Origin of the sequence: Musicola keenii (assembly GCF_014855505.1) — a bacterium.
Taxonomy (GTDB): domain Bacteria; phylum Pseudomonadota; class Gammaproteobacteria; order Enterobacterales; family Enterobacteriaceae; genus Musicola; species Musicola paradisiaca.
Map to the genome: position 1 here is coordinate 103,873 of NZ_JAAWVW010000008.1, position 24,722 is coordinate 128,594.

Sequence of the window (24,722 nt, forward strand, 5' to 3'; positions counted from 1 at the left end):
GATTATGGTTATAAAAAAGCCGGCGGACGCCGGCTTAGTTTTATTCCTGATGCGTGATGATGTTGGGAATGGTGTCGTCCTTTCGCAACGTCATTATTTCGCAGCCGTTTTCTGTCACCACAATAGTATGCTCGTACTGCGCCGACAAGCTGCGATCCTTGGTTTTTACCGTCCAGCCGTCTTTCATGGTGCGAATGCGGTAGTCGCCGGCATTAACCATTGGTTCCACGGTGAACGCCATGCCCGGTTGCAGCACCACGCCGCCGTCATCGGCGTCATAGTGCAGTACCTGCGGTTCTTCGTGGAATCCTTTGCCGATACCGTGGCCGCAGTATTCGCGCACTACGGAAAAATCATGAGCTTCTACGTACTTCTGGATTTCGCGCCCCAGCGAACGCAGACGAATGCCGGGTTTGATCATGCGCAGTGCCAGATACAGGCTTTCCTGCGTGACTTTGCAAAGCCGTTCTCCCAGGATAGTCGGTTTGCCGGCGATGAACATGGTTGAGGTGTCGCCGTGAAAACCATCCTTGATGACGGTGACGTCGATATTCACGATATCGCCGTCTTTGAGAATTTTGTCGTCGCTGGGGATACCGTGGCAGACTACTTCATTGACGGAGATACACACGGATTTCGGGAAACCGTGGTATCCCAGACAGGCAGAAACCGCTTGCTGCTTATTGACGATATGCTCATGGCAGAGTCTGTCCAGCTCCCCGGTACTGACGCCCGGCACTACATGGGGTTCAATTATTTCAAGCACTTCGGCGGCCAACCGGCCGGCCACACGCATTTTTTCGATATCTTCAGAGGTTTTGATTGATATTGCCATTGAACGTTGTCCGCAGGTGTCGTTTTCTTCATCGAAAACGAAAAATCGGTAAGTTAGTGATTTATGGTATCAGCCCTGCCGGATGCTGCCAAACATGATTCTTTCACGCGGTTGTCATATGACTCGCCCTATCGCTCGGTAACATACAACAAAAGTTGGTGTCTGGTGATGGTTTATGGTATAAAGCGCGCCGGTGATCCGGCGGCTATTTTTCTGGCTTCGGTCTGGATTTATCTGCTGGTTCGAACTGAACTCACTATGTGTATAACACACACGTATCGACACATCCGCCGGGGTGCCCAGGTGGCGTTTTATCAGGGTCGGCGAATGGGATACGTGGAGGCATAACCCCACACTTAATTTATAGAGGTAATCATGGCAACTGTTTCCATGCGCGATATGCTCAAGGCGGGCGTACACTTTGGTCACCAGACTCGTTTCTGGAACCCGAAAATGAAACCGTTCATCTTCGGTGCTCGTAACAAAGTTCACATCATCAACCTTGAGAAGACGGTACCGATGTTCAACGAAGCTTTGGCTGAATTGAGCAAAATTGCTTCCCGTAAGGGCAAGATTCTGTTTGTTGGTACTAAGCGCGCAGCCAGTGAAGCGGTAAAAGAAGCGGCCGTCAACTGTGATCAGTTCTTCGTGAACCACCGTTGGCTGGGCGGTATGCTGACTAACTGGAAAACCGTTCGTCAGTCCATCAAGCGTCTGAAAGATTTGGAAACCCAGGCTCAGGATGGCACGTTCGACAAGCTGACCAAGAAAGAGGCGCTGCTGCGTACTCGCGAACTGGATAAGCTGGAAAACAGCCTGGGTGGTATCAAGGATATGGGCGGCCTGCCTGACGCACTGTTTGTCGTTGATGCCGATCACGAACATATCGCCATCAAAGAAGCAAACAACCTGGGCATTCCGGTATTCGCCATCGTCGATACCAACTCCGATCCGGATGGTGTTGACTACATTATCCCTGGTAACGATGACGCCATCCGTGCTGTCACCCTGTATCTGAGCGCTGTGGCTACCGCTGTTCGCGAAGGCCGTTCTCAGGATCTGGCTGAACAGGCTGAAGAGAGCTTCGTCGAAGCCGAATAATAAGGCCAGCTCTGTTGAGCCCTTATTAACCAGGTATACATATGTTGGTTAGGGGGCCTGTTATGGCCCCCTTTTTTACTTATCTCTCACGCGAGATAACCGAGGAAAAGATAATGGCTGAAATTACCGCTGCCCTGGTAAAAGAACTGCGCGAACGTACCGGCGCAGGCATGATGGAATGTAAGAAAGCTCTGGTTGAAGCCAATGGCGACATCGAGCTGGCTATCGACAACATGCGTAAATCTGGCCAGGCTAAAGCTGCGAAAAAAGCAGGTCGTGTCGCTGCCGAAGGTATCATCCTGACTAAAATTGCAGCAGACGGCAAATACGGCGTCATCCTTGAACTGAACTGCGAAACTGACTTCGTAGCCAAAGATGCCGGCTTCAAAGCCTTTGGCGAAGAAGTGGCTACCGCTGCTCTGAATGAGCGCGTTTCCGACGTCGAAGTGTTGAAAGCGAAATTTGAAGAACAGCGTACCGCTCTGGTGGCTAAGATCGGCGAAAACATCAACATTCGTCGTATCACCGTTCAGACTGGCGATGCTTTGGGGGCTTATCTGCACGGTGCGCGCATTGGCGTTCTGGTTTCTGCTTCCGGCGCCAATGAAGAGCTGATCAAACACATCGCCATGCACATTGCCGCCAGCAAACCCGAGTACGTTAATGCAGATGACGTACCGGCCGATGTGGTTGCTCGCGAACACCAGATTCAGCTGGATATCGCCATGCAGTCCGGCAAACCGCGTGAAATCGCAGAAAAAATGGTTGAAGGCCGTATGCGTAAGTTTACCGGTGAGATCTCTCTGACCGGCCAGAACTTCGTTATGGATCCGAACAAGACCGTTGGCCAATTGCTGAAAGAAAGCAATGCGTCTGTTACCAGCTTCGTGCGTTTCGAAGTGGGTGAAGGCATCGAGAAAGCTGAAGTTGATTTTGCCGCCGAAGTCGCGGCGATGAGCAAGCAGTCTTAAGATGCAAAAAAAGGGCCGCCAGTTGGCGGTTCCTTTTTATCCAGCCAAACTGAATTTCATATATCTGGCGATCCCTTCTCCTTCGCCGGGTATGGCAGTAACAAATCCCCAATACGATGACAGCCTGTTAGGACAAATACACCATGGCAACCAATGCAAAACCCGTATATCAACGTATCCTGCTCAAGCTCAGTGGCGAAGCGCTGCAGGGAACCGAAGGTTTCGGTATTGATGCGAGCATTCTTGATCGCATGGCTCAGGAAGTTAAAGAATTGGTTGAACTGGGTATTCAGGTCGGTGTAGTGATTGGCGGGGGCAACCTGTTTCGCGGCGCGGGCCTGGCCAAGGCGGGGATGAATCGTGTTGTGGGCGACCACATGGGTATGCTGGCGACAGTAATGAATGGCTTGGCGATGCGTGATGCCTTACACCGTGCTTATGTGAACGCCCGCCTGATGTCCGCCATTCCGCTGAACGGCGTTTGCGACAACTACAGTTGGGCGGAGGCGATCAGCCTGTTGCGCAACAACCGTGTGGTTATTTTTTCTGCGGGAACCGGCAACCCGTTCTTTACGACGGATTCCGCCGCCTGTCTGCGCGGTATTGAAATCGAAGCTGACGTTGTGTTGAAAGCCACTAAGGTCGATGGCGTATATTCCGCTGATCCGGTGAAAGATCCCTCCGCAGTCCTCCATGATTTTCTGACTTATCAGGACGTCTTGGAGCGAGAGCTGAAAGTGATGGATCTGGCCGCCTTTACTCTGGCCCGCGATCATAACCTGCCGATCCGGGTCTTTAACATGAATAAACCGGGTGCTCTGCGACGTGTCGTGATGGGCGAAAAAGAAGGGACGTTGATCAGTAATAACGGCTGACGTCTATTTTAAGGTAATATCCTGTTTTGGCGACATAATGCGGCGCCAGGCATCGCCAGTCATGCTGGCGGAAATGATTCACCGGGTCATGCCGAAGCGTGACCTGACAGGCCAATCAGTTTTCAAGGGCTCATAAACGTGATTAACGAAATCAGAAAAGATGCTGAAACACGCATGGATAAATGCGTAGAGGCTTTCAAGAGCCAGATCGGTAAAATCCGTACCGGCCGCGCTTCTCCCAGCCTGCTGGATGGTATCCATGTCGAGTATTACGGCAGTGCGACTCCGCTGCGCCAACTGGCGAATATCGTAGTTGAAGACGCCCGTACACTGGCGGTGACGGTTTTTGACCGCACTATGGGGCCGGCGGTGGAAAAAGCCATCATGGCTTCCGATCTGGGTCTGAATCCGATGTCTGCCGGCACGGTTATCCGTGTTCCACTGCCGCCGCTGACGGAAGAACGTCGTAAAGATTTGATTAAGGTTGTGCGTGGCGATGCCGAACAGGGTCGAGTCTCGGTTCGTAATGTTCGCCGCGATGCCAACGACAAGTTGAAGGTATTGTTAAAAGACAAAACTATCAGTGAGGATGAAGAACGTCGTGCTCAGGATGAAATCCAGAAACTGACCGATAGCTTCATCAAGAAAGTCGATGCGGCACTTGCCGATAAAGAAAAAGAGTTGATGGACTTCTAATTGATGTAGTCCGGTGCGCCGTTGGTGGGAAGGGAATTGTGTGCCTTCCTTCCACGGCGCTTTGTTTTTTTCGTTTCCCGTACTTGCGTTTTGTGTAACGCCACGCATTTCAGAATGTGAGAAGTCGACAGTTCGACGCTTGCGCTACAGACTGGCTCAACGCCCGTAATCAAACGCAGTTTCTCAGAGCATACTCATGAAGCAACTGACCATTCTTGGTTCCACTGGTTCTATTGGCGTCAGCTCCCTGGCGGTGGTAAGGGCCAATCCGGACAAATTTTCGGTAAAGGCGCTGGCAGCTGGCCGTAATGTTTCCCGCCTGTTGGAGCAGTGTCTGGAATTTCAACCTGCTTTCGCTTCAATGGTTAATGAATCAGATGCAAGAGAGTTGCGGCAATGTCTGCGGCAGCAAGGGTGCCATACCGAGGTGTTATCAGGCGAACAGGCCGCTTGCGAGTTGGCTGCGTTACCGGATGTGGATCAGGTCATGGCGGCGATTGTCGGCGCTGCCGGGCTGATGCCGACGCTTGCCGCTATTCGGGCTGGGAAGCAGATCTTGTTGGCCAATAAAGAGTCTCTAGTGACCTGCGGGCGTTTGTTCATGGATGAGATCCAGAGGCATGGTGCTCGGTTATTGCCTGTCGACAGCGAACACAATGCCATTTTCCAGGGGCTGCCCGAACCGGTACAACGCCACTTGGGTTTTGCTTCTTTGGCGTTACACGGGGTTGAGCGGATTGTTCTTACCGGTTCCGGCGGGCCATTTCGTGAAACACCGGTAGCGGCGCTGACTTCGGTTACGCCAGATCAGGCCTGCGCGCATCCCAATTGGTCCATGGGACGCAAGATTTCCGTAGATTCCGCCACCATGATGAACAAGGGGCTGGAATATATCGAAGCCCGGTGGTTGTTCAATGCATCGGAAGCTGAGATGGAAGTTATCATCCATCCCCAATCTGTCATTCATTCGATGGTGCGTTACCGTGATGGTAGCGTTTTGGCGCAATTGGGCTCGCCGAATATGTGCATTCCTATCGCTCATGCCATGGCTTACCCTGAACGGTTTTTTTCGGGTGCGGCAACGCTTGATTTCTGCCAGATCGGCGCATTAACTTTTTCGGCCCCGGATTATCAACGTTATCCTTGCCTGAATTTGGCTATTGAGGCTTGTAATCAAGGGCAGGCAGCAACAACGACGTTGAATGCGGCCAATGAGGTTGCCGTCGCGGCATTTTTACGCTCAGAAATACGGTTTACGGATATTGCGGCGGTAAATCGTCATGTTCTGGAGCGCTTGTCGTTGCCGGAGCCGGACAGTGTTGAGGATGTGCTGGCGATCGACGGCTGGGCACGGAAATACGCCAATAAAGCGTTGCAGCATTATCAATAAGCGGATGTCGGCATGTTTGTTCACATGCCCTTGAAATGGTATAGTCTGCGCCGCAATACCGGTAGTGATGCCAGTAAAATCACGGTGATGAAAAGCTGTGCGGGTTCACGGCTTTTTTTATGGCATCAGACTCGGTAGCTACAGCAATTTATTGTTTTCTTGCTTGGGGAAATCAAAACACGTTATGCCTTCTGAAAATCAACAAGACAGTCAGAACTTGTTACCCAAAGGTCCCAGGCATGTTGCGATTATTATGGATGGCAATGGCCGTTGGGCTAAGCAGCGGGGAAGGTTGAGGATCTTCGGCCATCAGGCAGGAGTGAAATCGGTACGGCGGGCGGTAAGCTATGCGGTCAGTCATCATATGGAAGCGTTAACGCTATACGCTTTCAGCAGTGAGAACTGGAACCGGCCGGCACAGGAAGTGGCATCACTTATGGAGCTTTTCGTTCGTGCGCTAGACAGTGAAGTAAAAAGTCTTCACAAGCATAATGTACGGCTGCGTGTGATTGGCGATATCAGCCGCTTCAGCGCTCGTTTGCAGGAGCGTATTCGTCGTTCCGAATCCCTGACCGAGAAGAATAGCGGGCTGACATTGAATGTTGCTGCGAACTATGGCGGCCGCTGGGATATCATCAACGGCGTTAAAAAAATTGCCGAGCAGGTACAGGAAGGCGTCATTCGACCTGATAATATCGATGAGTCAATGCTGTGCAGCTATGTCTGCCTCAGCGATCTTGCACCGGTTGATCTGGTGATCAGAACGGGAGGAGAGCATCGAATCAGTAATTTCCTGCTGTGGCAGATTGCCTATGCCGAACTCTATTTTACGGATGTGCTTTGGCCCGATTTTGATGAACAAACCTTTGAAGGTGCTATTAATGCCTTTTCTCAACGAGAGCGTCGCTTTGGGGGAACCGAAGCTATTGATGCGCGTGCGTCGTAGGGGGCTCTTTTGCTGAAGTATCGCCTAATCACTGCCGTCATATTGATCCCATTGGTGATTGCCGCCCTGTTCTTTCTGTCGCCGTTGGGATTTGCTTTGGTCACTCTGGCTGTGTGTATGCTGGCTGCCTGGGAATGGGGACAGTTTGCTGGTTTTGTCTCCAATACTCAGCGGGTGTGGTTGTCCATTATCTGCGGTTTTATCCTGGCGTTGATGTTATTGACGCTTCCTGATTATCACTATTCGGCATCAACACTTCCCATCGCTATTTCTCTTTGGGTCTCAGTGGTCTGGTGGATAGGCGCGCTGATTTTGGTGTTGTTTTATCCCACATCCGCCGCGCTCTGGCGGCAGTCGCGATTGCTGCGTCTCGGTTTCGGCCTGTTTACCATCGTGCCTTTTTTTTGGGGGATGGTTTCCTTGCGCCAGTTCGATTATGACGTTAATCCGTATACCGGTGCATGGTGGCTGTTGTATGTCATGTTGCTGGTCTGGGGGGCTGACAGCGGAGCCTATCTATTCGGTAAATTATTCGGCCGACACAAGCTGGCACCCCGGGTATCTCCGGGGAAGACCTGGGAGGGTTTTGTGGGCGGTTTGCTGACTTCGGCCGTTATCGCACTGCTCTTCAGTTATTATATGCCGCTGGCCATTTCCACCCGGACATTGCTTATCTGTTCGGTGATAGCGGCGTTGGCGTCGGTACTCGGTGACTTGACCGAAAGTATGTTTAAACGCGAAGCGGGCATTAAAGACAGTAGCCATTTGATTCCCGGACACGGAGGCGTTCTGGATCGTATTGATAGCCTGACGGCGGCTATTCCGATATTTTCCTGCCTGATGCTATTGTTGTTCAAGGCTGTTTAGGGCTGTTACGGGGCGGATATCTATGTTGAGTGTTCTCTGGAATTTGGCGGCGTTTATTATTGCTCTGGGTGTATTGATTACAGTCCATGAGTTTGGCCATTTCTGGGTCGCCCGGCGTTGTGGTGTTCGCGTGGAGCGCTTTTCCATCGGCTTTGGTAAAGCGCTGTGGCGTCGACGTGATCATCATGGCACGGAATATGTGATCGCCCTGATTCCACTTGGCGGCTACGTGAAAATGCTGGATGGTCGCCAGAGCGATGTTCCCTCCGAACTTGCACACCAGGCTTTCAATAATAAGACGGTTTTGCAGCGGGCGGCGATCGTGGCTGCGGGGCCGGTGGCGAACTTTGTGTTCGCCGTGTTTGCCTACTGGCTGGTTTTCATGATTGGCGTGCCTGGCGTGCGCCCGGTCGTCGGCGAAGTATTATCCGGTTCGATCGCTGCCCAAGCGCAAATTTCTTCAGGCATGGAACTAAAAGCGATCGACGGTATCGAAACGCCTGATTGGGATAGCGTTCGTCTGGCGTTGGTGGGCAAAATTGGCGATCCGGAAGTGGTTATTGACACAATGTCGCCGGGAGTGTCCTTCGGTACTCAACGACGTCTCGATTTGCATAACTGGCATTTTGACCCGGAACGACAGGATCCGGCCGTTTCATTGGGCATCGTTCCTAAAGGTCCGTTAGTAGAGGCTGTTCTGACACAGGTTCAGGCGCGTTCAGCAGCGGAAAAAGCAGGTTTGCACGTCGGGGATAGGATCGTTAAAGTCGGTGATCAACCGTTGACGCAGTGGCAGCAGTTTGTGCTTGCTGTACGTGACAATCCAGGTAGAACACTGGATGTTGAGGTTGAGAGAGGGGGTAAAATGCAGTCATTATCCCTTACGCCAGACAGTAAATCGGTAGGCAAGGGTAGATACGAGGGGTTTGCCGGTGTGGTGCCCAAAGTAACGCCGCTGTCTGACGAGTACAGAACAGTGCGTCAGTACGGGCCGTTCAACGCCATTTATGAAGCTGGGGATAAAACCTGGCAGTTGGTGAAGTTGACGGTCAGTATGATAGGCAAGCTGATAGTTGGTGACGTAAAACTGAATAACCTGAGCGGACCAATCTCAATTGCACAGGGTGCAGGAATGTCAGCGGATTATGGTTTGGTGTATTACCTGATGTTTCTGGCGCTGATCAGTGTCAATCTGGGAATCATCAATCTGTTCCCTTTGCCCGTGCTTGATGGTGGTCATCTGCTCTTTTTGGCGGTAGAGAAGCTGAAGGGCGGGCCGGTTTCTGAGCGTGTGCAGGACGTTAGTTATCGCATTGGCACGGTATTGCTGATGATGTTAATGGGGCTTGCACTTTTCAATGATTTCTCCCGCCTGTAGGCGTGGATTAAGTTAGGAAAAACGCATAACAACGATGGCGATGAAAAAGTTGCTCATAGCGTCGCTGCTGTTTGGCAGCGCCACCGTATACGGTGCAGACGGGTTCGTAGTGAAGGATATTCATTTCGAGGGCCTGCAGCGGGTTGCCGTCGGTGCGGCATTGCTCAGTATGCCAGTCAGGGTTGGCGATACCGTTACCGATGAAGATATCGGTAACATTATCCGCGCCCTGTTTGCGACCGGGAATTTTGAAGATGTCCGCGTTCTTCGTGACGGTAATGCTCTGCTGATCCAGGTTAAGGAACGGCCGACCATTGCCAGCCTCACTTTTTCCGGCAACAAATCGGTGAAAGAGGAGATGCTCAAGGAAAACCTGGAGGCATCGGGCGTTCGTGTCGGTGAGGCACTGGATCGCACTACACTGTCGAATATTGAGAAAGGCCTCGAAGATTTTTATTACAGCGTTGGTAAATACAGCGCTACCGTCAAGGCGGTTGTCACACCGCTGCCCCGCAATCGTGTCGACCTTAAACTGGTCTTTACCGAGGGGATTTCGGCCAAAATCCAGCAGATCAATATCGTCGGTAATAAGTCTTTCAATTCCGATGAACTGATTTCCCGCTTCCAATTGCGTGACGAAGTGCCATGGTGGAACGTGGTCGGCGATCGGAAGTATGAGAAGCAGAAACTCTCTGGCGACCTGGAAACCTTACGCAGTTTTTACCTCGATCGTGGTTATGCGCGTTTTAATATTGACTCCACCCAGGTGAGCCTGACGCCGGATAAGAAAGGCATCTATATCACCATCAATATTACCGAAGGCGATCAGTACAAACTTTCCGGCGTTGTTGTGCGGGGCGATCTGGCTGGTCATGCATCGGAAATCGAGGGGTTGACGCGCATTCAGCCAGGTGAGCTGTACAACGGCACGAAAGTGACCCGCATGGAAGAGGACATCAAAAAGCTGCTGGGGCGTTATGGTTATGCCTATCCTCGCGTGGTGACTCAGCCGGAAATTAATGATTCAGATAAAACCGTTCGTCTCAGTATCAATGTGGATGCCGGTAATCGCTTTACCGTGCACCGTATCCGCTTTGAGGGCAACGATGTCTCCAAAGATTCCGTATTACGTCGCGAAATGCGCCAGATGGAAGGTGGCTGGTTAGGCAATGATCTGGTTCAGCAAGGTAAAGAGCGTCTGAATCGCCTGGGGTATTTCGAAAGTGTTGATGTTGAAACCCAGCGCGTGCCGGGAACTCCCGATCAAGTCGATGTGGTGTACAAGGTCAAAGAGCGTAATACCGGTAGCCTGAATTTCGGCATTGGTTTCGGTACGGAAAGCGGCATCAGTTTCCAGGCGGGTGTCCAGCAGGATAACTGGTTGGGTACCGGTAATTCCGTCGGGATCAGTGGTACGCGCAACTCTTACCAGACCTATGTCGAACTGTCGATGACCGATCCCTATTTCACTGTGGATGGGGTAAGTCTGGGCGGCCGTATCTTCTATAACAACTTTAAGGCTTATGACGCTGATCTTGCGGATTATACCAACCGCAGCTATGGGGTCGGCTCTACGTTGGGCTTCCCGATCAACGAGAACAACTCGCTGCGTCTGGCGCTGGATTATGTACATAACGACCTGTCGGACATGAAACCTCAGGTCGGGATGTGGCGCTATCTGGATAAAGTCGGTACGCATCCGGAAGTTGTGACGAGCAGCAATTCGTCTACCTCCAACTATGCCGCCAATGACTTCTTCCTGACGCCGGGCTGGACCTACAATGATCTGGATCGCGGCTATTTCCCGACTGCAGGGAACCGTGCATCGTTGAACGTCAAAGTGACGGTGCCTGGTTCGGATAACGAGTATTACAAGGCGACGTTTGATTCAGCCAGTTACTTCCCACTGACTGAGAGCAAAAACTGGGTGTTGATGGCACGTACCCGTGTTGGTTATGGGGATGGTCTGGGCGGTAAGGAAGTGCCGTTTTATGATAATTTCTTCGCCGGCGGTTCAAGCACTGTGCGTGGTTTCCGCTCAAATACCATCGGTCCTAAGGCGGCTTACTACCAGTGTTCCAGTTCGGATTCGTCTTACTCCACCTGTCCTGTATCCAAGTCTAGCGATGCGGTAGGGGGGAATGCGATGGCGGTTGCCAGTGCTGAATTTATCGTACCAACACCGTTTATCAGCGATAAGTACGCCAGTTCCGTTCGTACCTCGTTCTTCGTTGACACAGGGACGGTGTGGGATACCCACTGGGAAAACACGGCGGCCTCGATTGCTGCCGGCATACCTGATTACAGCCAGGCGGGCAATATCCGTATGTCGTCTGGTATTGCCGTACAATGGATGTCCCCGCTTGGGCCATTGGTATTCTCCTACGCCCAGCCGTTCAAGAAGTATGAAGGGGATAAATCAGAGCAATTCCAGTTTAACATCGGCAAAACCTGGTAAACGGAATACCCGGTGGGTATGAGATGTAAAAATGCGCGGCGGTCAGAGCCTTCTGAACATGTGATAGTGGCGCATGTGAATTGACGTTGAACGCCGTGTTCACGATAAGCGCATTAAGCGCGAATATTAGTCTAGGGTGAGGAGTTTATAGTGAAAAAGTGGTTATCTGCCGCGGGCTTGGGCCTGGCATTGGCTGCTGCGGCAAGTGTTCAGGCTGCTGATAAGATTGCTATCGTTAACGTTTCCAGCGTATTTCAGCAGATGCCGCAGCGTGAAACCGTGGCGAAGCAGTTGGACAACGAGTTCAAGGGCCGTGCTTCCGAAGTGCAGTCCATGGAGCGTGAATTGCAGGATAGAGTGCAAAAATATCAGCGCGATGCTTCTACTATGAAGGCCAGCGAACGCAGCAAAGCGGAGAAAGATCTGTCTGTTTTGCGCGATCAGTTGAATACCAAAGGGCAGGCTCTCGAACAGGATAGCCGTCGCCGCCAGATGGAAGAGCGTAACAAGATCCTGAGCCGTATTCAGGATGCAGTTAAATCCGTGGCGACCAAGCAGGGTTATGATGTGGTTATCGACGCCAATGCCGTCGCTTACGCGGATAATGCGAAAGATATTACTGCTGATGTGCTGAAACAGGTTAAATAATCCATGCTTTCAATTCGACTGGACGCCTTGGCTCAACAGTTGGATGCACAGTTGCACGGTGATGGCGATATCGTCATCACCGGTGTGGCTTCGATGCGGTCCGCCCAGGCAGGTCAGATTACTTTTTTGTCCGATACCCGCTATCGTGAGCAACTGGCGAGTACGAATGCTTCGGCGGTTGTGCTGACAGAGGCCGATGTGCCTTTTTGCAATGTTGCCGCTCTGGTGGTGAAGAATCCTTATTTGACCTATGCGCGTATGGCACAGTTGATGGATACAACGCCAACGCCGGCACAGGACATTTCGCCTTCTGCGGTGATTGCTCCTGATGCGCGCTTAGGAGATGGGGTTTCTGTTGGCGCCAATGCTGTTATTGAGTCTGGTGCGATACTGGGCGAGGGTGCAGTGATTGGCGCTGGCTGCTTTATTGGTAAACAAGCCCGTATCGGGGCTGGCACCCGGTTATGGGCAAATGTAACGGTTTACCATAATGTTGTTTTGGGTGAGAAGTGTTTGATCCAGTCTGGCGCTGTGATTGGTTCGGATGGCTTTGGCTATGCTAACGATCGCGGCAATTGGGTCAAAATACCACAACTAGGGACGGTTATAATCGGTGATCGCGTTGAGATCGGGGCAAATACCACCATCGATCGCGGCGCATTGGATGATACGATCATCGGCAATGGTGTCATCATCGATAACCAATGTCAGATTGCACACAACGTTGTGATTGGTGACAATACCGCAGTTGCTGGTGGTGTGATTATGGCCGGAAGTTTGAAAATCGGTCGTTATTGCATGATTGGTGGTGCCAGCGTGATTAATGGTCACATGGAAATTTGTGACAAAGTCACGGTGACGGGAATGGGGATGGTCATGCGGCCTATTACCGAACCTGGAGTGTATTCTTCAGGCATTCCATTGCAGCCCAACAAAGTCTGGCGTAAGACCGCCGCACTGGTAATGAATATTGATGATATGAGCAAGCGGCTCAAAGCTCTGGAGCGTAAGCTTCAGGAGGATTAAGTCACCCGTATTCATGACCTTCAGCGTTTGACAAGCAAGGCTGGCGCTGGCGCGCCTGAGCCTGATTTGCGGCCTGCATCGTATTCCTCATGTTGAGGTTTCGGCGGGCCGTGTTGTTGATGACATCATTTTATGGACAGGAAGAGTATTTTGAATACAGACACCCATACTCTGGATATCGGAGAGATTCTGGATCTATTGCCGCACCGCTACCCGTTCCTGCTGGTAGATCGCGTACTGAATTTTGAAGAAGGGAAATTCCTGCGCGCGGTGAAGAACGTTACGGTGAACGAGCCCTTCTTTCAAGGGCACTTCCCAGGCAAGCCCATCTTCCCAGGTGTATTGATTCTGGAAGCCATGGCGCAGGCCACCGGTATTCTGGCGTTCAAGAGCGTAGGTAAGCTTGAGCCGGGCGAGTTGTATTATTTCGCCGCAATTGATGAAGCCCGTTTCAAACGTCCGGTTCTGCCGGGAGACCAGATGATTCTGGAAGTCGAATTTATTAAAGAACGTCGCGGTGTGGCTCGTTTTCGTGGCGTAGCTAAAGTAGATGGTGAAGTAGCTTGCGAAGCGGAAATGATGTGCGCTCGCCGTCGGGAGGCCTGATAACGTGATTGATCAAACCGCCTTTATTCACCCCAGTTCGATTGTTGAAGACGGAGCAGTGATAGGTGCTGGCGCCCATATCGGGCCGTTCTGCTATATCGGCGCTCAGGTAGAGATCGGGGCTGGAACCGTGCTCAAGTCCCATGTTGTGGTAAATGGCATTACGCGCATTGGCTGCGATAACGAAATCTACCAGTTTGCCTCTATCGGGGAGGTCAATCAGGACTTGAAATACGCCGGGGAGCCGACCCGTGTTGAGATTGGCGACCGTAACCGGATCCGCGAAAGCGTGACCATTCACCGCGGTACGGTGCAAGGCGGTGGGTTGACTAAGGTCGGTAGCGATAACCTACTGATGATCAATACGCATATCGCTCACGATTGCATCGTCGGAAACCGTTGCATCCTGGCTAACAATGCAACGTTGGGTGGACACGTCTTTGTCGATGATTTTGCCATCATCGGTGGGATGACGGCGGTACATCAGTTCTGCGTTATCGGTGAACACGTTATGGTCGGTGGATGTTCCGGCGTGGCGCAAGATGTTCCCCCTTATGTGATTGCACAGGGAAACCACGCAACGCCGTTCGGCATCAATATTGAAGGCTTGAAACGTCGCGGTTTTGAGAAGGAAACACTGCAGGCGATTCGCGCTGCCTACAAACTGATCTACCGTAGCGGCAAAACGCTGGACGAAGTCAAACTCGATTTGGAAGCGCTGGCGGCTGAACAACCGGCCGTGCAGGCTTTCCTCGATTTCTTCGCCCGCTCAACGCGCGGCATCATCCGCTGATTTATGTCGCAGCGTCCTCTTACTGTAGGCTTGGTCGCCGGAGAAACCTCCGGCGATATTTTGGGTGCCGGGTTGATCCAGGCGTTAAAGACCGCCATGCCTGATGCGCGCTTCGTCGGTGTCGCCGGCCCGCGTATGCAGGCTGCCGGGTGTGAAGCTTGGTATGAGATGGAAGAGTTGGCCGTCATGGGCGTGGTTGAAGTGCTGGGGCGTTTGCCTCGATTGTTGACGATCCGCCGCGACCTTACCCGCCGTTTTACCGAATTACAGCCTGATGTGTTCGTCGGCATTGATGCGCCGGACTTCAACATTACCCTTGAAGAACGCCTAAAACGCAATGGCATCAAGACTATCCATTATGTTAGCCCGTCGGTCTGGGCGTGGCGTCAGAAGCGGGTTTTCAAGATTGCGCGCGCTACGCACATGGTGTTGGCGTTTCTGCCTTTCGAAAAAGCATTTTACGATCGTTTCGATGTTCCTTGCCGTTTTATCGGGCATACCATGGCAGATGCCATGCCGTTACATCCCGACAAGTTGGCTGCACGCCGTATGCTAGGGCTTCCTGAAGCATCGCGCTGTCTGTCTTTATTGCCAGGCAGCCGCAGTGCTGAAGTGGAAATGCTGAGCGCGGATTTCCTGAGGACCGCAGCGCTGTTGCGCCAGACATGGCCGGATATGGAAGTGGTTGTGCCGCTGGTGAATCAGCGACGCCGCGAACAGTTCGAGCACATCAAGGCCGCAGTCGCGCCGAATTTGGCGGTTCGTTTGCTGGACGGTAATGCGCGTGAAGCCATGATCGCCAGCGATGCGACGCTGCTGGCATCGGGAACGGCGGCGTTGGAGTGTATGTTGGCTAAAAGCCCGATGGTGGTGGGGTATCGAATGAAACCTTTCACTTTCTGGCTGGCGAAACGACTGGTAAAAACCCCTTGGGTATCGCTGCCGAATCTGCTGGCCGGCCGGGAGCTGGTCACTGAATTGCTTCAGGACGACTGCACGCCGGAAAATCTGGCGGCCGCATTAATGCCATGGCTACAGGGTGGCGAACAGGTCAATGTGCTGCAACAGACCTTTCTGCACCTGCATGAGCAGATCCGTTGCAATGCCGACGAGCAAGCTGCCCAGGCGGTACTGGAGTTGTCACGATCATGAGTGAGGTTTTTGTCTATCCGCAGGCAATTTGTATTGCCGGCGTGGATGAAGTCGGCCGCGGGCCACTGGTCGGTGCGGTGGTGACTGCCGCTGTCATTCTTGACCCGGCCAAACCGATTGCCGGTTTGGCTGATTCCAAGCAGCTCAGCGAGAAACGTCGTCGGGTGCTGTATGACGAAATTCGGGAAAAAGCGCGGGCCTGGAGCCTTGGGCGTGCCGAACCGGAAGAGATCGATCAGTTAAATATCTTGCATGCCACCATGCTGGCGATGCAGCGTGCCGTAGCCGGGCTGCCCGTCACGCCGGACTATGTACTGATTGACGGCAATCGGTGTCCTTCGCTGCCTATGCCGTCAATGGCGGTGGTCAAAGGGGATAGCCGGGTCGCCGAAATTAGCGCGGCGTCCATTTTGGCGAAGGTCACGCGCGATCGTGAAATGGAAGAGCTGGATAAGCTGTTTCCTGCGTATGGATTTGCACAGCACAAAGGCTATCCTACAGCCTATCATCTGGAAAAACTGGCGACGCTTGGCGCCACCCTCCACCACAGACGCAGTTTTGCCCCGGTTAAGCGGGCGTTGGGTCTGGCATAACGCAAACGCATGAGCAGCCTGATATTTTAGTCAGGCTGATTACTGAAGAGATTATGGGATCTGAAAATGGCCGAACCACGTTTTGTACACCTGCGTGTTCACAGTGACTATTCCATGATCGATGGGTTGGCGAAAGTCGGCCCGTTGGTAAAGAAAGCGGCGGCGCTGGGAATGCCTGCGATAGCGATCACCGATTTCACCAACCTTTGCGGGCTGGTGAAGTTTTACGGCAGCGCCCATGGCGTGGGTATCAAGCCGATTATCGGCGCCGATTTTTATCTGCAAAGTGAAGAGTTGGGGGATGAGCTGGCGCGCCTCAGCGTGCTGGCGATGAATAACGAAGGTTATCAGAACCTGACGTTGCTGATTTCACGCGCCTACCAGCGCGGCTATGGTGCTGCTGGGCCGACGATCGAGCGAGAATGGCTGGTGGAGCTCCAGGCCGGATTGCTGTTGCTCTCAGGAGGACGGCAAGGCGACATCGGCAAGTTTCTGCTGCGTGGCAACCAGACGCTGGTGGATCAGTGTGTGGCATTTTATCAACAGCACTTCCCTCAACGTTTTTATCTGGAACTGATACGCACCGGCCGCCCTGATGAAGAGAGTTATCTGCACGCAGTGGTTGCTCTGGCTACGGAGCGCGGTTTGCCGGTGGTGGCCACCAACGATGTATGTTTCATCAGTGAAGATGACTTTGACGCCCATGAGATCCGCGTCGCCATCCACGACGGCTTTACGTTGGACGACCCCAAGCGCCCTCGCAACTACAGTCCCCAGCAATATATGCGCAGCGAACAGGAAATGTGCGAACTGTTCGCCGATATTCCTGAAGCGCTGGAAAACAGCGTAGAGATCGCCAAACGGTGTAACGTCACCATCCGTCTGGGTGAATATTTCCTGCCGCAGTTCCCAACGGGCGACATGACGACGGAGGATTATCTGGTCTTGCGGGCCAGAGAAGGGCTGGAGGAGCGGCTTGTTTTCCTGTTTCCCGATGATGAGGAGCGGGCCAATCGCCGGTCTGAATACGATGAGCGCCTGGAGATTGAACTCAATGTTATCAACCAGATGGGGTTTCCCGGTTACTTCCTCATCGTGATGGAGTTTATCCAGTGGTCCAAGGACAACAATGTGCCGGTTGGGCCGGGGCGAGGCTCGGGGGCAGGCTCGTTGGTGGCCTATGCGCTCAAGATTACCGATCTGGATCCGCTGGCGTTCGACCTGCTGTTTGAACGTTTCCTTAATCCGGAACGTGTGTCGATGCCTGACTTTGACGTCGATTTCTGTATGGAAAAGCGTGATTTGGTGATCGATCACGTTGCCGACATGTACGGCCGTGATGCGGTATCCCAGATCATCACGTTCGGTACTATGGCCGCGAAGGCAGTTATTCGGGACGTTGGGCGTGTACTGGGGCACCCTTACGGTTTTGTCGATCGTATTTCCAAACTGGTTCCGCCAGATCCCGGGATGACGCTGGAGAAAGCCTTTGCCGCCGAACCGCAACTGGGCGAGATCTATGACGCGGATGAAGAGGTTAAGGCGCTGATCGATATGGCGCGCAAATTGGAAGGGGTCACTCGTAACGCGGGTAAACACGCCGGCGGCGTGGTGATTTCGCCGACCAAGATCACTGATTTCGCGCCGCTGTATTGTGATCCGGAAGGGCACCATCCGGTGACTCAGTTTGACAAGAGCGACGTGGAATACGCCGGTCTGGTGAAGTTCGACTTCCTGGGATTGCGCACCCTGACCATCATCAACTGGGCGTTGGAGATGATCAACCCCCGCCGGGAAAAGCAGGGGCTGGAACCGGTGGATATCGCCGCGATCCCGCTGGATGATAAAAAAAGCTTCGATATGCTGCAACGTTCGGAAACCACTGCGGTGTTCCAGCTTGAATCGCGCGGCATGAAGGATTTGATTAAGCGTCTGAAGCCTGACTGCTTTGAGGATATGATCGCGCTGGTGGCTTTGTTCCGGCCAGGGCCGTTGCAATCCGGTATGGTGGATAACTTTATCGACCGTAAGCACGGGCGCGAAGAGCTCTCCTATCCAGATATCCAGTGGCAGCATGAATCGCTTAAGCCGGTGCTGGAGCCGACTTACGGCATCATCCTGTACCAGGAACAGGTGATGCAGATAGCGCAGGTGCTGGCGGGTTATACGCTGGGCGGGGCGGACATGCTGCGCCGTGCGATGGGTAAGAAAAAACCGGAGGAAATGGCGAAGCAGCGCTCAGTATTCAAAGAGGGCGCGGAGAAGATGGGCGTCGACGGCGAGTTGTCGATGAAAATCTTCGATCTGGTGGAGAAGTTTGCCGGTTATGGTTTCAATAAGTCACACTCGGCGGCTTATGCGCTGGTGTCGTATCAGACCCTGTGGCTGAAGGCGCATTATCCCGCTGAATTTATGGCGGCGGTGATGACCGCGGATATGGACAATACCGACAAAATCGTCGGTCTGGTCGATGAATGCTGGCGTATGGGGCTGAAAATCCTGCCACCGGATATCAATAGCGGTCTGTATCATTTTCATGTTAACGATGCGGGAGAGATCGTTTACGGCATCGGGGCGATAAAAGGCGTGGGCGAAGGGCCGATTGAAGCCATTATCGAGGCTCGCAATAACGGCGGCTATTTCCGCGATTTGTTCGATCTTTGCGCCCGTACCGATATTAAAAAGTTGAACCGCCGGGTACTGGAAAAACTGATCATGTCCGGCGCGTTTGACCGACTGGGCCCTCACCGTGCAGCGTTGATGAACTCATTGCCCGATGCCATGAAGTCCGCCGAGCAGCACGCCAGGGCGGAAGCCATTGGGCAGACGGATATGTTCGGTGTATTGACGGAATCGCCGGAGCAGGTTGAGCAATCGTACAGTACGGTACCGCCGTGGCCGGAGCAGGTGGTGTTGGATGGCGAGCGCGAGACGTTGGGACTGTACCTGACTGGACATCCGATCAACCAGTATCTGAAAGAAATTGAACGCTATGCCGGAAGCGGGCGTTTGAAAGACATGCATCCCACGGAACGGGGAAAAGTCACCATCGCCGTCGGGTTGGTGCTGGCTGCACGTGTCATGGTGACTAAACGAGGCAATCGTATCGGCGTGTGTACGCTGGACGATCGTTCTGGTCGCCTGGAAGTGATGCTGTTTACCGACGCACTGGATAAATATCAGCATCTGTTGGAGAAGGATCGCATTCTTATCGCCAGCGGACAGGTCAGCTTTGATGACTTTAGCGGTGGACTTAGAATGACTGCCCGGGAGTTAATGGATATCAGCGAAGCGCGGGAAAAATACGCGCGCGGACTTGCTATCTCGCTGACTGACAGGCAAATTGATGACCAGCTATTAAACCGTCTCCGTCAGTCGTTGGAACCCCATCGATCGGGGACGATTCCGGTGCATCTTTACTACCTGAGAGAGGATGCGCGAGCCCGGTTACGCTTTGGTGCCGCGTGGCGTGTTACGCCTACCGACGGGTTGCTGAATGACTTACGCACTCTGGTTGGTAGTGAACAGGTAGAACTGGAATTTGACTAATATAGGAATACTATGAGTCTGAATTTTCTTGATTTTGAGCAGCCGATTGCAGAGTTGGAAGCGAAGATTGATTCCCTGACCTCAGTTAGCCGCCAGGACGAAAAATTAGATATTAATCTGGACGAGGAAATAAAGCGTCTGCGAGAGAAAAGCGTAGAACTGACGCGCAAAATCTTCTCCGACCTCGGGGCATGGCAAGTCGCCCAGTTGGCACGTCACCCGTTGCGTCCTTATACGTTGGATTATGTGCAGCACATCTTCACCGATTTTGACGAGCTGGCGGGGGATCGCGCCTTTGCCGACGACAAAGCGATCGTTGGGGGTATCGCCCGGCTGGATGGGCGTCCGGTGATGATCATCGGTCATCAGAAAGGCCGTGAAACCAAAGAAAAGATTCGCCGTAATTTCGGCATGCCGGCGCCGGAAGGCTACCGTAAGGCGCTGCGGCTGATGGAAATGGCTGAACGCTTCAAAATGCCGATCATCACCTTCATCGATACACCGGGAGCCTATCCGGGCGTAGGCGCGGAAGAGCGCGGGCAGTCCGAGGCTATTGCCCGCAACCTGCGTGAAATGTCTGGGCTGAGCGTACCGATTGTCTGCACCGTGATCGGCGAAGGCGGTTCTGGCGGCGCGCTGGCGATTGGTGTGGGCGACAAAGTCAACATGTTGCAGTACAGCACGTATTCCGTAATTTCGCCGGAAGGTTGCGCATCCATTTTGTGGAAGAGTGCGGACAAGGCACCGCTGGCGGCTGACGCCATGGGGATTACGGCACCGCGTCTGAAGGAACTGCAATTGATCGACGCAGTGATTCCCGAACCGCTGGGCTCGGCCCACCGTGATGTGGAGGCGATGGCCGCTTCGCTGAAATCTCAACTGTTGTCGGATCTCGCTGAACTGGACACGCTGAGTGAACACGAGTTGCTCAACCGTCGCTATCAGCGGTTGATGAACTACGGCTATTGTTGATCGTTCGACCACATAATGCTTGTCCGGAAAGTCCGCTATTGGCAACGATAGCGGGCTTTTTTGTTATGATGGCGGCCTGATCTGTTCCGGATTGACACCCATGTTGAAACTGCAGGATATCCACCATATAGCGATCATCGCTTCCGATTACGTTCGAAGTAAGCATTTTTATTGCGACGTATTGGGTTTTACTCTGACCAATGAAATCTATCGTTCGGCCAGAGACTCCTGGAAAGGCGATCTGTCGCTCAATGATCGTTATCTGATAGAGCTGTTTTCCTTCCCTGCTCCACCTGCGCGGGTGAGTCGTCCGGAAGCCTGCGGTCTGCGGCATTTGGCTTTTGCGGTGGAGGATATCGGGCAAGCTGTGGCTGAACTGAATGTCGCGGGTGTGGATTGCGAGCCGGTTCGCACTGACGAGATAACCGGGCGTCGTTTTACCTTTTTCGCCGATCCTGATGGATTACCCCTGGAACTTTATGAGCGTTGAACATGTGCCGGAAAACGATCTCCTGGCGTTGTTGCGCCGGCAGATCGATGCCGATAGCCGTTTTTTGGTGGCATACAGCGGTGGGCTGGATTCCTGCGTACTGCTGCATCTGATGATGCGCTTGCAACAGCAATTGCCGATTGAGGTGCGGGCCGCTTACGTTCATCACGGGCTTAATCCGCGTGCGGATGCCTGGGCTGACCACTGTCGTCGCCAATGCCAGTTATGGCGGATTCCGTTTGAGGTATTGACCGTCCACGTTGATGCGCGGCGTGGCGGTATTGAAGCTTCCGCTCGCGAGGCGCGCTATGCCGCCCTGAGGACGTCGTTGCAACCGCAGGAAACATTGCTGACAGCGCAGCATCAAGACGATCAGAGCGAGACATTCCTGTTGGCACTCAAACGGGGCAGCGGCCCTGCCGGGCTCGCCAGCATGGCGGCGTTTTCGGCAGGCAGAGCGTTCAGACAACGGCGGCCTTTGCTGAATATGTCGCGCGAACAACTGGCATGCTATGCCAACACACACCAATTGAGTTGGATTGAAGATGACAGCAATAGCGATGAGCGATTTGATCGCAATTTCCTTCGTCTGCGGATCCTTCCCTTGTTGAAACAGCGATGGCCGCACTTTCCGTCCGCCGTGGCGCGCAGCGCCGAACTGTGCGCGGAGCAGGAACAATTGTTGGATGAACTGCTGGCGGAGGCTTTGGCGGGGATGTGCAATCCGCAAGGCGGGTTGGCTATCGATGCTCTACGTCCATTGAGCCCGGTGCGTCGTTTCGCGTTGCTACGTCGCTGGCTGGCGTCGCGTGGGGCGAAAATGCCCGCGCGGGATCAACTGTCACGTTTGTGGCTGGAAGTCGCCTGCTGCCGGGAGGACGCTGAACCGTCACTCCTATTGGGGCGTTGGCAAGTACGGCGATTCCGGGGTGATTTGTACCTTTTGCCGGTAATGAACTCGGTGAAGGCGTGTGTTCTGCCGTGGCAGCCGGAAATCGGGGCGTTGCCGTTGCCCGATGGTTTGGGAGAATTACGGTTATCGTCTGAGAAAACCGGCGCCTGTATCCGTCGTCCACAACGTCATGAAACAGTGACGGTGAGATTCAGTGCTTCCGGCGACGTGCATATTGTCGGACGCCAGCATGGGCGTCACCTCAAAAAGTTGTGGCAGGAGTTGGGCGTGCCGCCCTGGCTTCGTGACAGAACACCGATGATTTTCTACAACGATGTGCTGATCGCCGCGCTCGGGCGTTTTGTGACCCAAACCGGGCAACCGGCATCGGAGAGTGATGGCTGGTATGTTGACTGGCATTTGCCGGGGGACGGCGATGAATAGCCCAGTGTCGGTCGCGCCGGTATGCCATCTCGGATAGCCGTGTTTCTTTGAAAGGGATTGCGACAACGTTTGCTTTGTTGCCGCCTGGACGTGGTTTCCCGTTGGCAATAAAAAACGGACAACCTGGGTTGTCCGTTTGGCTGCATTTACCGGGCAGAATTCCGTCAGGATTCGCTCACCACAACTTTGCCGATTTCGGGATGGCTGAAGCTCAGTATATGGTCAAGACGAAGTTCACGAGTTTTTCCCGAGGCTTCAATCACCAGATATTCAACACGTTTTCGAGAGATCATATCGCTGGCAGTTCCGACAACGACCTCCCCGTCACGCAATTCAACGGTCAGCGTCAGTTTCTGCTGGCAAGTGGCTTCCAGATTATCGTAGTCATCACAATTGATGGGTTGATATTCATTACTCATTGACATAATCGCTCACCAATAAGTTAGCAGCGGCATAAGCCGCTTGTTCCCTGACAGAGGATGGCAATTCGCTGTCGGCGGCAATGCCATCCAGGGTCCTCAATACACAACCCAGAGCGTCGGGTATGAAACCCAGATCGCCGCTGGCGATCTCTGCATAAAGACGGCGTACTAATTCACTGTATTGTTGCACAATATCCTCCCTTAGAGCTTAGCCCGGTAGACATTCATGCGTTTGTCGTCGTTATCGTGGCCGAGAATATAAATCTACGAAGATAAACTCTAATTCTATTTTCGACTATAGCACAGGCCATTACGGGTTATCAGCATATGCAAGCGCCATATTCCGTGCTTAGGGTATTGATTGTGAGGGCGTGCTCGGTTCAGACATAAACAGTCTGCGCAGACGGAATGGCGTTTTGCCATGGAATGCGTTGGGTTGCGTCGCGTGCTTCGGGTACACTGTCGCGTCTGTCGAAAGGGGGAAAACATGGCATTGAAAGCAACGGTTTACAAAGCGAGCGTTAACATTGCGGATATGGACCGATCTTTTTTTCATGATGCCAGCTTGACCATCGCCCAGCATCCTTCGGAAACCGATCAGCGGATGATGCTCCGTTTGTTGGCATGGGTATGTCACGCCGATGAACGTTTACGTTTCACCAAAGGGTTGTGTGCCGATGATGAACCGGAAATCTGGTTGCATGACGATGCGCAACAGCTGCAACTGTGGATCGAGCTGGGGCTACCGGATGAGAAACGGTTGAAAAAAGCCTGCAGTCTTGCGCCTACCGTCGTGCTATATGCCTATGGTGAGCGGGCGGCTCGGGTCTGGTGGCAAAACATCGCTGACAAAATCGCTCCTTTGCGTAATCTGACCATTCGCTTTTTGGATGATCGGCAACTGGGTCTGCTGGCCTCTCTGGCGACTCGTAATATGACGCTGCAAGCCACGCTGCAGGAAGGAACGATCTGGTTTTCTGATGATAAGAATAATCTGGAACTCGCTTTTGACGACTGGAAAACGGCCATTCATCAAGGATGATGGCACCCGTTGTGCAACGTTATGTCGAGCCGACTCGACACAGGAGAGGAATGGATGAGGCAATGGATCACTGGGGGCGTGTTGATTGTCGCACTATCGGGATTAATCGGCTGCCATTCTTCACCCAAAGGGACGGAAGAGCAACTGAGGCCAATGGCCCAGCACTACCGCGGTAAACTTCCCTGCGGTGCGTGCGGCGATATCGACGCCGCGTTGTTTCTGGATGCAGACGGCAGTTTCGTCATGCAAGAGTCCTATCGTGATCGCACTGGCGGCCAGGTGATGGCCGAAGAGTCCGGCCGCTGGCGCCGTACCGCCGAACAACTCATACTGACCGACGATCACGGCGATAAGCATTACTTCCGTGCCAGAGATGCCTACCTGGAAGCGCTGGGGCAGGATAAAAACCCACTGTCTGATAACCGTTATCGCCTGTTTGTGGTCGATTTCATGACCACCCCCGTATCCTGGCACGGCGTAGAAATCGGCTGCGACAGCCGCATCATGAAGACATTTGCACTTAATGTTCGTCGTGACGTCGGACTTGAATCGGCGGCTCGTCGCGTCTGAACCGGC

General features: G+C 53.1%; 24 protein-coding genes. 21 read left to right on the forward strand and 3 right to left on the reverse strand.

Going from position 1 to position 24,722, the window contains the following annotated elements:
- Positions 1–40: 40 nt before the first annotated feature.
- A complete protein-coding gene (map, locus tag HEP82_RS10805; RefSeq protein ID WP_192458090.1) occupies positions 41–835 on the reverse strand; it encodes a type I methionyl aminopeptidase in 795 nt (264 codons plus the stop codon).
- A 375-nt stretch (positions 836–1,210) separates the two neighbouring features.
- Between map and rpsB the strand changes: the two genes are divergently transcribed.
- The 19 genes from rpsB (at position 1,211) to tilS (ending at position 22,682) form a co-directional block, all read left to right on the forward strand.
- Entirely contained in the window at positions 1,211–1,936 is a 726-nt protein-coding gene (gene rpsB, locus HEP82_RS10810) for a 30S ribosomal protein S2 (RefSeq protein ID WP_015854657.1), read from the forward strand.
- A 113-nt stretch (positions 1,937–2,049) separates the two neighbouring features.
- A complete protein-coding gene (tsf, locus tag HEP82_RS10815) occupies positions 2,050–2,907 on the forward strand; it encodes a translation elongation factor Ts (protein ID WP_192458091.1) in 858 nt (285 codons plus the stop codon).
- A gap of 143 nt (positions 2,908–3,050) precedes the next feature.
- Positions 3,051–3,782 carry a UMP kinase gene (pyrH, locus tag HEP82_RS10820; RefSeq protein ID WP_015854655.1) on the forward strand — a complete coding sequence of 244 codons (732 nt, stop codon included), beginning with the start codon at positions 3,051–3,053 and terminating at the stop codon, positions 3,780–3,782.
- Between the two features lie 138 nt (positions 3,783–3,920).
- Positions 3,921–4,478 (forward strand): ribosome recycling factor, encoded by a 558-nt coding sequence (gene frr / locus HEP82_RS10825; RefSeq protein ID WP_015854654.1) that lies wholly within the window; start codon positions 3,921–3,923, stop codon positions 4,476–4,478.
- Between the two features lie 196 nt (positions 4,479–4,674).
- The gene (ispC, locus tag HEP82_RS10830) at positions 4,675–5,868 is read left to right on the forward strand and encodes a 1-deoxy-D-xylulose-5-phosphate reductoisomerase (RefSeq protein ID WP_192458092.1); all 1,194 of its coding nucleotides are present in this window, start codon (positions 4,675–4,677) and stop codon (positions 5,866–5,868) included.
- A 184-nt stretch (positions 5,869–6,052) separates the two neighbouring features.
- Positions 6,053–6,814: a (2E,6E)-farnesyl-diphosphate-specific ditrans,polycis-undecaprenyl-diphosphate synthase gene (gene ispU, locus HEP82_RS10835; RefSeq protein WP_192458093.1), complete on the forward strand. Its 762-nt coding sequence runs from the start codon at positions 6,053–6,055 to the stop codon at positions 6,812–6,814.
- Between the two features lie 9 nt (positions 6,815–6,823).
- Positions 6,824–7,681, forward strand: coding sequence for a phosphatidate cytidylyltransferase (cdsA, locus tag HEP82_RS10840; protein WP_192458094.1), 858 nt, complete (start codon positions 6,824–6,826; stop codon positions 7,679–7,681).
- Between the two features lie 22 nt (positions 7,682–7,703).
- Complete coding sequence (rseP, locus tag HEP82_RS10845; RefSeq protein WP_192458095.1) at positions 7,704–9,059, forward strand: sigma E protease regulator RseP; 1,356 nt, start codon at positions 7,704–7,706, stop codon at positions 9,057–9,059.
- A gap of 34 nt (positions 9,060–9,093) precedes the next feature.
- Positions 9,094–11,517: an outer membrane protein assembly factor BamA gene (bamA, locus tag HEP82_RS10850; protein ID WP_192458096.1), complete on the forward strand. Its 2,424-nt coding sequence runs from the start codon at positions 9,094–9,096 to the stop codon at positions 11,515–11,517.
- Positions 11,518–11,667: 150 nt separating this feature from the next.
- The gene (gene skp / locus HEP82_RS10855) at positions 11,668–12,165 is read left to right on the forward strand and encodes a molecular chaperone Skp (RefSeq protein ID WP_192458097.1); all 498 of its coding nucleotides are present in this window, start codon (positions 11,668–11,670) and stop codon (positions 12,163–12,165) included.
- Positions 12,166–12,168: 3 nt separating this feature from the next.
- Complete coding sequence (gene lpxD, locus HEP82_RS10860) at positions 12,169–13,191, forward strand: UDP-3-O-(3-hydroxymyristoyl)glucosamine N-acyltransferase (protein WP_192458098.1); 1,023 nt, start codon at positions 12,169–12,171, stop codon at positions 13,189–13,191.
- 132 nt (positions 13,192–13,323) lie between these two features.
- Complete coding sequence (fabZ, locus tag HEP82_RS10865; protein ID WP_192458099.1) at positions 13,324–13,797, forward strand: 3-hydroxyacyl-ACP dehydratase FabZ; 474 nt, start codon at positions 13,324–13,326, stop codon at positions 13,795–13,797.
- 4 nt (positions 13,798–13,801) lie between these two features.
- Positions 13,802–14,590, forward strand: coding sequence for an acyl-ACP--UDP-N-acetylglucosamine O-acyltransferase (lpxA, locus tag HEP82_RS10870; protein ID WP_192458100.1), 789 nt, complete (start codon positions 13,802–13,804; stop codon positions 14,588–14,590).
- A 3-nt stretch (positions 14,591–14,593) separates the two neighbouring features.
- Positions 14,594–15,742, forward strand: a complete 1,149-nt coding sequence (gene lpxB, locus HEP82_RS10875) for a lipid-A-disaccharide synthase (RefSeq protein WP_192458101.1) — start codon at positions 14,594–14,596, stop codon at positions 15,740–15,742.
- Positions 15,739–16,335 carry a ribonuclease HII gene (gene rnhB / locus HEP82_RS10880; RefSeq protein ID WP_192458102.1) on the forward strand — a complete coding sequence of 199 codons (597 nt, stop codon included), beginning with the start codon at positions 15,739–15,741 and terminating at the stop codon, positions 16,333–16,335. Before lpxB ends, rnhB begins: the two co-directional genes overlap by 4 nt.
- Before the next feature lie 66 nt (positions 16,336–16,401).
- Positions 16,402–19,884 carry a DNA polymerase III subunit alpha gene (dnaE, locus tag HEP82_RS10885; RefSeq protein ID WP_192458103.1) on the forward strand — a complete coding sequence of 1,161 codons (3,483 nt, stop codon included), beginning with the start codon at positions 16,402–16,404 and terminating at the stop codon, positions 19,882–19,884.
- Between the two features lie 12 nt (positions 19,885–19,896).
- Positions 19,897–20,856: an acetyl-CoA carboxylase carboxyl transferase subunit alpha gene (gene accA / locus HEP82_RS10890; protein WP_015854640.1), complete on the forward strand. Its 960-nt coding sequence runs from the start codon at positions 19,897–19,899 to the stop codon at positions 20,854–20,856.
- 100 nt (positions 20,857–20,956) lie between these two features.
- On the forward strand, positions 20,957–21,346 hold the full coding sequence (locus HEP82_RS10895; RefSeq protein WP_192458104.1) for a VOC family protein: 390 nt from the start codon (positions 20,957–20,959) through the stop codon (positions 21,344–21,346).
- On the forward strand, positions 21,336–22,682 hold the full coding sequence (gene tilS / locus HEP82_RS10900) for a tRNA lysidine(34) synthetase TilS (RefSeq protein ID WP_192458105.1): 1,347 nt from the start codon (positions 21,336–21,338) through the stop codon (positions 22,680–22,682). The genes HEP82_RS10895 and tilS overlap by 11 nt, the downstream gene beginning before the upstream one ends.
- A 164-nt stretch (positions 22,683–22,846) precedes the next feature.
- Here the strand turns inward: tilS and rof are convergent, their stop codons facing one another.
- A complete protein-coding gene (gene rof, locus HEP82_RS10905) occupies positions 22,847–23,107 on the reverse strand; it encodes a Rho-binding antiterminator (RefSeq protein WP_192458106.1) in 261 nt (86 codons plus the stop codon).
- Positions 23,094–23,294 (reverse strand): YaeP family protein, encoded by a 201-nt coding sequence (locus HEP82_RS10910; protein ID WP_015854636.1) that lies wholly within the window; start codon positions 23,292–23,294, stop codon positions 23,094–23,096. The genes rof and HEP82_RS10910 overlap by 14 nt, the downstream gene beginning before the upstream one ends.
- 297 nt (positions 23,295–23,591) lie before the next feature.
- On the opposite strand from HEP82_RS10910, the gene HEP82_RS10915 reads away from it, so the two are divergent.
- Both HEP82_RS10915 and HEP82_RS10920 read left to right on the forward strand, forming a co-directional pair.
- Entirely contained in the window at positions 23,592–24,146 is a 555-nt protein-coding gene (locus HEP82_RS10915) for a YaeQ family protein (RefSeq protein WP_192458107.1), read from the forward strand.
- A gap of 54 nt (positions 24,147–24,200) precedes the next feature.
- A complete protein-coding gene (locus HEP82_RS10920; protein ID WP_192458108.1) occupies positions 24,201–24,716 on the forward strand; it encodes a copper resistance protein NlpE N-terminal domain-containing protein in 516 nt (171 codons plus the stop codon).
- Positions 24,717–24,722 lie beyond the last annotated feature (6 nt).